Below are 11,533 nucleotides of genomic sequence, written 5' to 3'. Positions count from 1 at the left end.
AATCTCTCCAGTCCCGTCAGCACCTAGCCCGCCTTGCGGCTCTGACGCTCATCGCAGTCGCTCCTCTCACCGCTGGGTGCACTGGGGAGCAGACCGGCGCTGACCTCGAAGCGCTCCCGTCTTCGCCTCCGGCTTCTACCTCCCCATCGCCCCAAGAAGAGAGCCGCTCTATCTTCGACGGGACCCAAAGGGAATGGCTCTACGCCTACGCAGGCTGCATGGAGGACGGCGGCTTCGCGGTCAAGGTCAACGAGGAACAGGGCAACTTCGACTCCGTCGACCTGCCACCGGAGCAGTACGACGCATGGAACTCGCACATGGAGAAGTGCGGCCAAAAGGTCGGTGACCCCAAGATCGACGAACTCACCGATGCCCAAGTGCGGGATCACTTCGATGATTACCTCGCCACCGCGACCTGTCTCGAGGAACTGGGCTACGAAATCAGTGAGCCCCCGTCTCGGGAGTCCTGGGTGAAGTCCTGGGACACAGCACTCAATTGGATGCCACATGGAGAAGTCAGCGACGTCATCGACGACCCGTCTGAGTGGGAGCGAGTGAACCAGGAGTGCCCGCAACCGCAACCCCTGACCTAAGTTGCCAGCCAGATGGTGATGGCGCGTAGGACGACGGCTCCTCGGTAGACGGTGGCGAGTTTGTCGTAGCGGGTGGCGATGCCGCGCCATTGCTTGTGGTCGTTGAAGGACCGTTCCACGACGTTGCGGCCCTTGTAGACCGCGGCGTCGAAGGCGGGCGGTCGTCCGCCCGCAGAGCCACGCCGCTTGCGGTGCGCGATCTGGTCGGAGGGTTGAGGGATCACCGCGGTGATGCCGCGGTCGCGGAGCATGGTGCGGGTGCCGCGGGAGGAGTAGGCCTTGTCCGCGAGCACGGCGTCGGGTCGGGTCCGTGGCCGGCCTGACCCGAGTCGGGCGACGGCGAGCTGGGCCAGGAGCGGCTTGAGCATCGTGGAGTCACCGGCCTGGCCCGCGGTCAGGGCGATAACCAGAGGCCGCCCGCGGCCGTCGACGAGCTGGTGGATCTTGGTCGACAAGCCCCCACGAGAGCGACCGATGGCGTGATCGGGTGGCTCGATCCAGGGGTTCTTGTAACTCGACTCAGCCCCCTGTGCGGGCCGCGGCTCGTGCCTGGCGTGCTGCTCGGGAGTCCCCGGTGGGTTGCTCGACCCGGGTGGTGTTGGTGGCGTGTTGATGAGCGCGGTTGATCGTGGAGTCGACGCTGACCATCCAGTCCAGCTTGCCGGCGGCGTCGGCCTCGGCGAGGAGACGGGCGTGGATCTTGTCCCAGGTGCCATCGGTGGAGAACCGGTGGTGTCGCTTCCACACGGTCTGCCAGGGTCCGAACGAGGAAGGCAGATCGCGCCAGGCGATGCCGGTGCGGAACCGGTAGATCACGCCCTCGACCACCTGCCGATGCTCACGGAACGGCCGCGACTTCACACCATCCGAGGACGGCATCAGCGGCGCGATCTGCTCCCACTGAGCATCGGTCAGGACCCGTTCGCGAGACATGACCGCAGCAAATCAGGCCGCCACGCCCGGACTAGGGAGACACGCCCTAGACGACCGCGACCAGCAGGGTGGCGAGCGCCAGCTCGACCGCGGCGCCGTAGACGTCGCCGGTGACGCCACCGAAGCGCCGGGTGGCCCGGCGGACCAGCACCAGCACGACGGTCGCGGCGAGCGCCAGTGCCACCGGGGCGCGCCACCAGTCGGCGCCGGACCAGGCGACGGCGGCGGTCGTGGCGAGCAGCAGCATGCCTCCGACGGCGACCGCCCCGACCGGCGGGACGACGCCCGCGAGCGGGTTCCCGAGACCGTCCCGCCGCGCAGCCGGGACGCCGCGCAGGCAGGTGAGCGCGAGCGCCCCGCGGGAGGCGCAGACCAGGACGGCGGCCACGAGAGCACCCCGGCCCTGGGACAGCAGCGAGGAGAGGGCCGCCACCTGGAGACCCGCGACGAGCACGGTGGCCACGACGCCCGCGGGGCCGGATGTGCCGGATCGCATCACGGCCAGCGCCCGCTCGCGCTCGTAGGAGGCGGTGAAGCCGTCGACGGTGTCGGAGAGCCCGTCCCAGTGCAGGACCCGGGTGCCGAGGGCGAGGGTGGCGACGACGAGCAGCGCCACCACGGTGCTGGGGGACCCCGCCAGGTGGCCGACCCCGGCGACGGCACCGACCGCAGCGGCCAGCGGCAGCACCGCCAGCGGCGCGACGAGCACCGCGGTGCGGGCGGTCGCGTGATCCACCGTCCGCGGTGCGGGGACGGGCAGAGCGGTCAGCGTGCCGACCGCGAGTAGCCAACCGTCACGCATCAGGGGCGAGGTCGGCGAGCAGCGCCACGTCGCGGAGCAGGGCCACCGCGCTGCGCAGCACCGGCACCGCGGCCACGGCGCCGCTGCCCTCACCCAGGCGCATGCCCAGGTCGAGCAGCGGGTCGAGCCCCATCTTGTCCAGGGCGAGCTGCTGCGCGGGCTCGGTGGAACGGTGGCCGGCCTGGAACCAGGCTGCGGCACCGGGCGCCATCTGGTCGGCGACGAGCGCGCAGGCCACCGACATCAGCCCGTCGAGCAGCACCGGGATCCCGAGCTCCGCGGCGGTGACCAGGTAGCCGGTGGTCGCCGCGAGGTCCGCGCTGCCCAGCGCGGTCAGGAGCTCCACGGGGTCCTCGACGCGCTGGCCGGCCCGGTCGAGCGCCTGCTGGACCACCTGCGTCTTGCGGATCAGGGCGGCGTCGTCGATCCCGGTGCCGCGTCCGGTGACCTCCGAGGCCGGGAGCCCGAGGACGGCCGCGACCATGGCGGCGGCGGGGGTGGTGTTGCCGATGCCCATGTCGCCGCTGAGCAGGAGCTGCGCGCCGGCGCCGACCTCCTCCATGGCGACGGCCCGGCCGAGCGCGAGCGCGCGCTGGGTCTCGTAGGAGGAGAGGGCGTCCTCGAGGTGGATCGCACCGCTGCCGCGGCGGATCTTGCGCGCCGTCACCTCGGTGGGCACGCCGTCGAGGTCGTCGTCGACCGCGACGTCGAGCACCCGGATGCCGACGCCGTGGGCGCGTCCCAGCGCGCTCACCCCGGCTCGGCCCGCGAGGAAGGTGCGGACCATGGCCGCGGTGATGTCGGGCGGGAACGCCGAGACGCCGTGGTGGGCGACACCGTGGTCACCGGCGAAGATCACCAGGCGGACGGTCTCCAGCGCCGGGGGCGGCACCTGCCCCTGGGTGGCGGAGAACCAGCAGCCGAGGTCGCCGAGGCGTCCCAGCGCGCCGGGCGGTGTGGCCAACGCGGCCAGGCGGTCGGCCGCCTGCTGGCGGACGGAGGGATCGGGGGAGGGGAGGGGAGGCACCGGCCAAGAGTAGGTCCTTGTGCCTCCCCGATATCTCAGCCGGTAGGGGCAGCGGAGTCCACCCCGTGCTGGAGCGCCTCCAGCAGGGCGCTGATGAAGGCGGGGATGTCGTCGGGGTTCCGGCTGGTGATCAGGTTGCCGTCGACCACGCTCCGCTCGTCCACCCACTCGCCGCCCGCGTTGCGGATGTCGGTCTGCAGGCTGGGCCAGGAGGTCAGGCGCCGGCCCTTGAGCACGTCTGCCTCGATCAGGGTCCACGGGGCGTGGCAGATGGCTGCCACCGGCTTGCCGGAGCCGAGGAACTCCTTGATGAAGGCCACCGCACCCTCGTCCATGCGGAGGGCGTCCGGGTTGGCGACCCCGCCGGGCAGCACCAGCGCGTCGTACGAGGCGACGTCGGCGTCGGCGACCACCTCGTCGACGGGACGGGTCTCGGCCTTGTCGAGGTGGTCGAAGGTCTGCACCTCGCCGCTCTCGGTGGAGATCAGCACGGGAGTGTGACCGGCGTCCTTGACCGCGTCCCAGGGCTCCACCAGCTCGACACGCTCGATGCCCTCGGTCGCGACCAGGAAGGCGACGCGCTTGTGGTTCTTGCCGTTCTCGTCCAGAAGCTCGGACACAGGTGTTCCTTTCCTCGGGTACCTCGGCCGGTCCGTGGCCAGGCCTCGGGTCCGTACCCGGGTGTGGGTGCGCCATGCCCGAGGAGGCGGGAGCCGCCGGGGAGGCGCGGTAACGTGGCTTGCCTCACACCCCTGAACGGGAGGCCGGGATGACCCAGCACCCTGTCACCTCGCGGATCCGTCCGTGGCGGGCCCCGGCCGACGGCCGTCGGCCGGAGCCTCAGCGCTGACGGCCATGGCGAGCCACCTCACCGATCCCCAGGCACCGGCCCCCAGCACCCAGAAGGTCTCCGTCCTCACCCTGGCCGGGCTGGTCGTCGGCTCGGTGGTCGGGGGCGGGGTCTTCACCCTGCCCGCCAACCTCGCCGGCGTCGCCGGAGTCCTCGGCTCGGTGGTCGCGTGGACCATCGCCGGGCTGGGCATGCTGATGCTGGCCCTGGTCTTCCAGTCCCTGGCGATCCGCCGCCCCGACCTCGACGACGGCATCTACGTCTACGCCCAGGACGGGCTCGGTCCCTACGCCGGGTTCAACGCCGCGTGGGGCTACTGGGCGAGCAACGTGGTGACGAACGTCTTCTTCCTGACCTTCGCGATGATCAGCTTGGGCACCTTCTTCCCGGGCCTGGGCCAAGGCAACACGGTGCTCGCGGTCGGCCTCAGCTCGGTGGTGGTGTGGGTGCTCCACCTGCTGATCTCCCGCGGCATCCGTCAGGCGGTGGTGGTCAACCGCCTCGTGACCACGGCGAAGCTGGTTCCGATCGTGCTCTTCGTCGTGATCACCGCCCTGGCCTTCGACCCCGCCGTCTTCGCCGACAACCTGTGGGGCGCGCGCGGCCGCGGCGCGGGGTCCCTCTTCGGGCAGGCCAAGGAGTCGATGCTCGTCGTCGTCTTCGTCTTCGTCGGGATCGAAGGAGCCAGCGTCTACTCCCGGCTGGCACGACGGCGCGAGGACGTCGGGCGGGCGACGCTGCTGGGCCTCGTCAGCACCCTGATCCTGTTCGTCTCGGTCACGATGGTCTCCTACGGCGTGCTGCCCCAGCAGGAGCTCGCCCGGGCTCCGCAGCCCTCGATGGGCGCGGTCCTCGAGTCGGTCGTCGGGGAGTGGGGCGCCACCCTGATCGGCGTCGGGGTGATCGTCTCGGTCTACGGCGCCTACCTGGCCTGGACACTGGTCAGCTCCGAGATGCTGTTCAGTCCGGCACACACCGGGGTGATGCCTCGTGTCCTGGCGCGGGAGAACGGGCACGGCGCACCGCGTGCCGCCCTGGTGACCACCAACGTGATGGTCCAGCTCCTCCTGGTGGTCGTGCTCTTCCTCGACGACGCGCTCGACGTCACGCTCAAGCTGGCGACCACCCTGATCCTGGTGCCGTACTTCCTGGTCGCGGCCTATGCCCTCAAGCTGGCCGTGACGGGCGAGACCTACCTCGCCGGCGAGGCGAGGACCCGCCGCCGGGACCTCGTCGTCGCGGCGCTGGCGATCGGGTTCTCGATCTTCCTGGTCTACGCCGCCGGACTCGAGTACCTGCTGCTCAGCTGCCTGGTCTACGCCCCCGGCACGCTGGTCTACCGACGGGCGCGCAGGGAACGGGGCGAGGTCGCGTTCACCCGTCCCGAGCTGGTCGGCTGCCTGGCCCTGTGGGTCTGCGCGGGTCTGGGGCTGGTCGTCCTGACGACCGGGGTCGTGGGCGCGTGAGCGCCCTCAGGCGAGCCTGTCCTGCGTGAGCGACCAGACAGGGGAATCTCGCCGGGAGGCTGTCCCCGGGCGGCGCGGAGGAGCAGTGTGAGAGGTGCAAGAAGTGCTCCGGTGGAGGACACAGGGTCCTCCGACAAGACCGGCCGCACACCCGTCCGGAGGCCGTCATGAACGCCATCCACACCCCCCGAGAGGCACACCCCCACCACGCCTTCAGCGAGATCGTCGCCCACATGGTCGGGCACGAGAGCGCCGAGGAGCCCACCGCCAGCCGTCACCCCGTCGGCGTGGCCGTCACCGCAGGCCTGACCCGTCTCGCCCTGGGCTGGGTCTTCCTCTGGGCCTTCCTGGACAAGCTGTTCGGACTGGGCTTCGCCACCCCGGCCGAGCGGGCCTGGATCGAGGGCGGCAGTCCCACCGCCGGCTTCCTCAGCGGCGCGGACGGCACCTTCGCCTCCTTCTTCAACTCCATGGCGGGCCACGCATGGGCAGACTGGCTCTTCATGGCCGGCCTGCTGGGCATCGGGGTGGCGCTGATGCTGGGAGTCGCGACCAACCTCGCGGCCGCCGCGGGATCGGTGCTGCTGGTCCTGATGTGGGCAGCCGCCCTGCCCCTGGAGAACAACCCGTTCATGGACGACCACCTGGTCTACGCCGCCGTGCTGGTGCTCCTGGCCCTGTTGGGTGCCGGTCGCTACCTGGGACTCGGCGCCTCCTGGGAGCGGCTGCCGATCGTGAAGAGGTTCGCGATCCTGCGGTGACCCCGACCAGGCGGTAGCGACGGCCGGCTCTCGGGAGCCGGCCGTCAGCCTGTCCGGACCTCTACCGCCGGCGCTCCGACGTCGTCGTGGTGCTCGCCCTCCGACGTGGCGGCGGGGAGGACGACGATCCGGTCCGCGACCCGGTCGAGCATGTCCCGGTCGTGGGAGACGGCCAGCACCCCGAGCCCGCGCTGGCCGACCTCGTCCAGCAGGCGCCGCCACAGCAGCGCCTGCGTGATCGCGTCCAGACTGCTCGAGATCTCGTCGGCCAGGACGTAGGAGGGCTGCACGAGCAGGGCCCGGGCCAGGTTGACCCGCTGCAGCTCACCCCCGCTGAGCTCGTGCGGTCTGCGGTCGAGCCAGCCCGGCTCGACCAAGGCGTCCGGGGCGTCGAGGGCGTCGGCCGCCCGGGCGCCCCCGGGGCGCGTCTCGGCCAGGACGTCGCGGATCCGCCAGCGCGGGTTCATCGCCCGGTCCGCGTGCTGGAGCACCAGCTGCACCGGTCTCGGGCCGGCGCCGGGCGTCGGCACCCGCCCGTCCACCAGCACCCGTCCGCGGTCGGGGGACCGGAGTCCGGCCAGCGTCGCCGCGAGGGTCGACTTGCCACGACCTGAGGCCCCCCACAGCCCCACCACCTCGCCCGCGCCCACCGAGAGGTCGACGTCGCGCAGGACCCACGGGCGACCCCGGCCGTAGCGGACCCACAGTCCCTCGCCCGTCAGCATGTCGTCGTTCCCGGTGCCGTGAAGTCGTTGGTGGGCAGCGCCCGCCACAGGGCGCGGCTGTAGGGATGGGTGAGGGCGTCCCCCGACCCGGTGAAGGCGGAGGCCGGCGCGGTCTCCACGGTCCGCCCGTCCTGCACGACCACGACCCGGTCCGCGACCTGCAGGGCTGCCACGAGCTCGTGGGTGATGAGCAGCACCGCGCTGCCCTGCCGGGCGATGTCACGCAGCCGCTCCAGGACGGCGGTCACCCGGCTCGGGTCGAGCCCCGGGGTCGGCTCGTCGGCGATCACCAGGGCCGGATCGCCCATCAGCGCGATCGCGGTGAGGACCCGACGTCCCATCCCGCCCGAGAGCTCGTGCGGGAAGAGCGCGAGCACACTCTCGTCCAGCCCCTGCTGGGCCAGCGCCTCGCGGGCCCGGGTCGTCGCTCCGCGCCGGTCCGCGCCGGCGAGGCGAGCCGCCCGGCGCAGCTGGCTGCCGACGGTGGCCGACGGGTCGAGGTGGGTGAGCGACTGGGGGAGGAGCGCGGTCTCCGCGCCGGCCAGCCGGCGCCGCGCGGAGGTGTCCACGGGAGCCCCACGCCACCGGATGCTGCCCTCCTCACGGGCGTTGGCCGGCAGCAGGCCCAGCACGGCGTGGCCCAGGACGCTCTTGCCGGCTCCGCTGGCCCCGACCAGCGCCACCACCTCGCCGGGGTCGACCGAGAGCGTCATCCCGCGCACCGCCGTCACGCTGCGTCGGCGCAGACCGCGCTCGTACTGCACGAAGGAGACGGCCAGGTCCTCGATCAGGAGCAGGGGAGGCCGGGAGCCGGCTGCGGGCTCCTCCGCCGGCACGGCGCACGGGGCGGGACCGGGGGCGTAGGTGGTCACTGGTGGGCACTCCTCGGGTCGAGCAGAAGGCGGAGGTCCTCGCCGATGCGGTCGACGAGCTTGACCACCAGCAGCAGGCCGATGCCGGGCAGCACGGCGAGCCACCAGTGGCCGGCGGAGAGGGAGCGCATCGACTCCTGCAGCAGGATCCCGACGGCCGGCTTGCCGGGGTCGACGCCGAGACCGAGGAAGGAGAGAGCCGCCTCGTGGAGGATGGCGTGCGGGAACATCAGCACCACGCCGACACTGAGGTGGGGGACGAGGTGCGGAGCCAGGTGGCGGCGCGCCACGTGGCCCGAGCCGTGACCCAGCGCCCGCGAGATCGCGACGTACTCGGCGGTCGCCGTCTCCCGGCCGACCGAGATCAGCACCCGGGTCAGCCGGGGCCAGTGGGTGAGCCCGACCGCCAGGATCACCGCGTCGGTCCCACCGCCCAGCGAGAAGGCGAGCAGGATCAGCAGGACCAGGTGCGGCAGGGCGAGGAAGAGGTCGATGAGCCAGTTGACGACCGCGTTGGCGGCACGGCCCCCGACCGAGGCGACGAGCGCCAGCAGCAGGGCGATGGCGCCTGACATCAGGGCCGCGACCGCTCCCACCAGCAGGCTCAGGCGCAGCCCGACCAGGCTGCGCAGGAGCAGGTCGCGCCCGTAGCGGTCGGTGCCGAAGGGATGGTCGAGCGTCGGCGACTGGTTGCGGGCCGCCAGGTCGGTGACCTGGGCCGGCCCGACCGCGAGGGTGCCGGCGACCACCACCGCGGCCACCAGCACCACCATGACGGCGAGGCCGACGAGGGTGCGGGTGCGCCGGTCGCGCCAGACGGGGCCACGTGCACCAGGGGGCGGGCCGCTGGTCCCCCTCGTCTCGGTCGTGGCGCTCACACCGTCACCGCCCGGGCTCGGGGGACGACGCGGCGGTGGGCGAGGTCGCCGAGCGCGTTGCCGGCGAAGACGATCACGGCGGTGAAGAGGGCGATGCCGAGGAGCAGCGGGACGTCCTGGCGCAGCGCCGCCGTGGTGGTGGCCTCCCCGAGCCCGGGATAGGTGAAGACCTGCTCGGCCAGCACGGAGCCGCCGAAGAGCTCGCCGACGGAGGCGAACTGCAGCATCAGCGCCGGCCCGGCGGCGTTGCGAGCCACCCGGTGTAGGACCAGGGCGGGGAGCCGCTCTCCCTGCGCGCGGGCGAAGGCGACGTGGTCGCTGGCGAGGACCTCCAGCGTCGACTGCCGGGTGTGCAGGAGCACCGGCGAGATGCCGACGATGCTGAGGGTGAGGGCGGGGAGGATCAGGTGGTGGAGCCGCTCGAGCAGCGACGCCTCCCCGGGCAGGGTGCCGATCGGGGCGGCACAGCACACCGGAGTCCACTGCAGCGAGACCGAGAAGACGTAGAGGAGCAGCAGCCCCACCCAGAACGTCGGCGCCGAGGCGAGGGTGTAGGCCCACCAGGTGAGCACCCGGTCGACGGCACGGCCGCGCAGGGCGCCGGCGAGCAGTCCGAGGCCGAACCCGAGGACGCCGGAGATCAGCCACGCGAGAGCCATCAGCGAGAGGCTCGCCGCGAACCGGTCGGCGATGACCTCGGTGACCGGTTGGCCGAAGACCTGCGAGGTGCCGAGGTCGCCGGTGAGCACGTTGCCCGCCCAGGTGCCGAACCGCTCGAGGGGCGGCTCGTCGAGGCCCCACCGCTCCTCGATCTGGGCGCGCTGCTCGGCGCCGATCGCCGCGGTGTCCGCGCCGATGTAGGCCTCGACGGGGTCCACCGGCGAGCCGGCCATCAGGGCGAAGCAGCCCACCGCGACGGCGGCGAGCAGGCTGGCGAGGCGGAGCGCGCGGAGCGTGAGACTGCGCACGGAAGCCGGTCCGGGTCTCAGCAGTCCCACCGCCACCCGGCGATGCCTGCGGTGAGGGGCCAGCCGTGCCCGTGGGGCTCGATGTGGGCCTCCCCGAGGTCGAGGCAGGAGTCGACGAAGTAGGTGTGCTCGAGGTTGACCAGCCACGCCCACGCGGCGTCCGCCGGGGCGGTGAAGCCGGCGCCGTCGGCGTCGAGCTGGGTCGCCCGCCAGTGGTCGGTGGCGTCCTCGGCGTCCGTGGCGGACATGGCGGCGTCCAGGTGCCGGTCGACGGCCTGGTCGGCGTAGTAGCCGGGGTTGAACAGCTCCGTCCCGGCCATCGAGGAGTGGTAGAGGTTGTACATCTCCGTCGGGTCGTGGCTGCCCCACCCGAAGAGCACGGGGTCGGTGTGCAGGCGCCGGTCGATCTCGTCCCAGCCGACGCCCTCGGTCTCGATCGTGATGCCCGCGGCGGCGACCATGTCGACGACGCTGAGGGCCAGGCCCTGGCGCAGCGTGTCGCCGGCCGGGTAGAGGAGGGTGAAGGAGGCGTCGAGGCCGTCCTTCTCGCGGACGCCGTCGCCGTCCTGGTCCCGCCAGCCGGCGCGTTCGAGCTCGGCCGCGGCCGCGTCCGGGTCGGCGTCCTGGATGGCGGAGCGGGGCTCGTGCCACGGGGCGCCGTCCACCGGGCCGGTGGCGGGGGAGCCGAAGCCCTCCAGGACGCCCTCGACCAGGGCGTCGCGGTCCACCGCGAGGTTGACCGCACGGCGTACCGCGACGTCGGCGGTCACGTCGTTCCCGATCGGCTGGCCGGCCGGACTGCGGCGGCCGGTGGCGGGGACGGTCGGGAACGAGATGCCGCGGTTGTCGATGGAGGTGACGGCCTCCAGGCGCATGCCCGGCACGTCCTGGGTGGCCAGGCTCGAGGGGACGGCGGCGACGTCGACCTCACCGGCGCGGGCGGCGGCCAGGGTGGCGTCCTCGCCGGTGAAAGCGAAGACGAGGCGCTCGAACTGCGGGAGCTCGCCGTAGTAGTCGTCGTTGCGCTCGACGACCAGCTGCTGGCCCTGCTGCCAGTCCACCAGCGTGAACGGCCCGGAGCCCACCGGCTGCCGGGCGTACTCCTCGTCGTGGGCGTGCTCGGGCACGATGCCGAGGCTGATCAGCCGGTTGACGAAGGTGCTCCGGGGGGTGTCGAGGCGGAGCTCGACGGTGTCCTCGTCGACGGCCACAGCCCGGTCGAGGGCGGTCACGTCGGTGAGCCCGCCCTGCTCGGCGGCGGTGTTGAACGTGTAGGCGACGTCGCCCGGAGTGACCGGCTCGCCGTCGCTGAACGTCGCGTCGGTCCGGATGTCGACCGTCCAGGTGAGCCCGTCGTCGCTCACCTCGTAGGAGGTCGCCAGGTCGAGGCCTACGCCGAGGTCCGGCTGGCGGGTGAGCAGGGTCGACTGGAACAGGGGAGCGCCGTACCGGCCCCAGCCCAGGGTGGGGTCGAAGCCGTCCTCGGGCTCGCCCCCGATCGCCAGGCGCAGCTCGCCGGGCTTGCCCTCGGGGTTCGTCGAGGTCGGTGCCGTGGTCCCGCCGCAGGCGGAGACGGCGAGGAGGGCACCGGCGGCCAGGAGGGCCGTGCGGAGGCCGCGGTGCGGACGCATGGGCGTCATTGTTGCAAATAGTTCGCA

11 protein-coding genes and 1 pseudogene are annotated in these 11,533 nt (G+C 72.6%); 3 read left to right on the top strand and 9 right to left on the bottom strand.

What is annotated here, in order from left to right; translation table 11 throughout:
* Window positions 1-218 precede the first annotated feature (218 nt).
* Window positions 219-593, top strand: coding sequence for a hypothetical protein (locus tag AC3X7R_RS14110; protein ID WP_489966294.1), 375 nt, complete (start codon window positions 219-221; stop codon window positions 591-593).
* Here the strand turns inward: AC3X7R_RS14110 and AC3X7R_RS14105 are convergent.
* From AC3X7R_RS14105 to AC3X7R_RS14090, 4 genes and pseudogenes are all read right to left on the bottom strand, one after another.
* A pseudogene (locus AC3X7R_RS14105) lies at window positions 590-1,526 on the bottom strand (IS5 family transposase). The gene AC3X7R_RS14110 and the pseudogene AC3X7R_RS14105 overlap by 4 nt on opposite strands.
* 46 nt (window positions 1,527-1,572) lie before the next feature.
* Window positions 1,573-2,328: an adenosylcobinamide-GDP ribazoletransferase gene (locus AC3X7R_RS14100; protein WP_489966293.1), complete on the bottom strand. Its 756-nt coding sequence runs from the start codon at window positions 2,326-2,328 to the stop codon at window positions 1,573-1,575.
* Window positions 2,321-3,355 carry a nicotinate-nucleotide--dimethylbenzimidazole phosphoribosyltransferase gene (gene cobT, locus AC3X7R_RS14095; RefSeq protein WP_489966292.1) on the bottom strand — a complete coding sequence of 345 codons (1,035 nt, stop codon included), beginning with the start codon at window positions 3,353-3,355 and terminating at the stop codon, window positions 2,321-2,323. Before cobT ends, AC3X7R_RS14100 begins: the two co-directional genes overlap by 8 nt.
* Before the next feature lie 35 nt (window positions 3,356-3,390).
* On the bottom strand, window positions 3,391-3,975 hold the full coding sequence (locus AC3X7R_RS14090; protein ID WP_489966291.1) for a type 1 glutamine amidotransferase domain-containing protein: 585 nt from the start codon (window positions 3,973-3,975) through the stop codon (window positions 3,391-3,393).
* Between the two features lie 235 nt (window positions 3,976-4,210).
* On the opposite strand from AC3X7R_RS14090, the gene AC3X7R_RS14085 reads away from it, so the two are divergent.
* Entirely contained in the window at window positions 4,211-5,671 is a 1,461-nt protein-coding gene (locus tag AC3X7R_RS14085) for a basic amino acid/polyamine antiporter (protein WP_489966290.1), read from the top strand.
* Window positions 5,672-5,838: 167 nt separating this feature from the next.
* Window positions 5,839-6,432, top strand: a complete 594-nt coding sequence (locus AC3X7R_RS14080; protein ID WP_489966289.1) for a DoxX family membrane protein — start codon at window positions 5,839-5,841, stop codon at window positions 6,430-6,432.
* Window positions 6,433-6,476: 44 nt separating this feature from the next.
* Here the strand turns inward: AC3X7R_RS14080 and AC3X7R_RS14075 are convergent, their stop codons facing one another.
* The 5 genes from AC3X7R_RS14075 to AC3X7R_RS14055 are packed head-to-tail and all read right to left on the bottom strand — an operon-like array spanning window position 6,477 to window position 11,506.
* A complete protein-coding gene (locus AC3X7R_RS14075) occupies window positions 6,477-7,157 on the bottom strand; it encodes an ABC transporter ATP-binding protein (RefSeq protein ID WP_489966288.1) in 681 nt (226 codons plus the stop codon).
* Window positions 7,151-8,029: an ATP-binding cassette domain-containing protein gene (locus AC3X7R_RS14070; protein WP_489966287.1), complete on the bottom strand. Its 879-nt coding sequence runs from the start codon at window positions 8,027-8,029 to the stop codon at window positions 7,151-7,153. The genes AC3X7R_RS14075 and AC3X7R_RS14070 overlap by 7 nt, the downstream gene beginning before the upstream one ends.
* Window positions 8,026-8,907 (bottom strand): ABC transporter permease, encoded by an 882-nt coding sequence (locus AC3X7R_RS14065; protein ID WP_489966286.1) that lies wholly within the window; start codon window positions 8,905-8,907, stop codon window positions 8,026-8,028. The genes AC3X7R_RS14070 and AC3X7R_RS14065 overlap by 4 nt, the downstream gene beginning before the upstream one ends.
* Window positions 8,904-9,875 (bottom strand): ABC transporter permease, encoded by a 972-nt coding sequence (locus AC3X7R_RS14060; RefSeq protein ID WP_489966285.1) that lies wholly within the window; start codon window positions 9,873-9,875, stop codon window positions 8,904-8,906. The genes AC3X7R_RS14065 and AC3X7R_RS14060 overlap by 4 nt, the downstream gene beginning before the upstream one ends.
* A 17-nt stretch (window positions 9,876-9,892) precedes the next feature.
* Window positions 9,893-11,506 carry an ABC transporter substrate-binding protein gene (locus AC3X7R_RS14055; protein ID WP_489966284.1) on the bottom strand — a complete coding sequence of 538 codons (1,614 nt, stop codon included), beginning with the start codon at window positions 11,504-11,506 and terminating at the stop codon, window positions 9,893-9,895.
* Between the last annotated feature and the right edge of the window lie 27 nt (window positions 11,507-11,533).

Source organism: Nocardioides sp. Z22_16, from assembly GCF_058134365.1.
The sequence above is the reverse complement of the archived record's forward strand: the minus strand, read 5'-3'. Positions and strand labels throughout refer to the sequence as shown.

What these genes read in the sequence shown, in the direction of transcription:
- AC3X7R_RS14110 (WP_489966294.1), top strand. Translation starts at nt 219, where the DNA reads ATGGAGGACGGCGGCTTCGCGGTCAAGGTCAACGAGGAACAGGGCAAC.
- AC3X7R_RS14100 (WP_489966293.1), bottom strand. Translation starts at nt 2,328, where the DNA reads ATGCGTGACGGTTGGCTACTCGCGGTCGGCACGCTGACCGCTCTGCCC.
- AC3X7R_RS14085 (WP_489966290.1), top strand. Translation starts at nt 4,211, where the DNA reads ATGGCGAGCCACCTCACCGATCCCCAGGCACCGGCCCCCAGCACCCAG.
- AC3X7R_RS14080 (WP_489966289.1), top strand. Translation starts at nt 5,839, where the DNA reads ATGAACGCCATCCACACCCCCCGAGAGGCACACCCCCACCACGCCTTC.
- AC3X7R_RS14075 (WP_489966288.1), bottom strand. Translation starts at nt 7,157, where the DNA reads ATGCTGACGGGCGAGGGACTGTGGGTCCGCTACGGCCGGGGTCGCCCG.
- AC3X7R_RS14055 (WP_489966284.1), bottom strand. Translation starts at nt 11,506, where the DNA reads ATGCGTCCGCACCGCGGCCTCCGCACGGCCCTCCTGGCCGCCGGTGCC.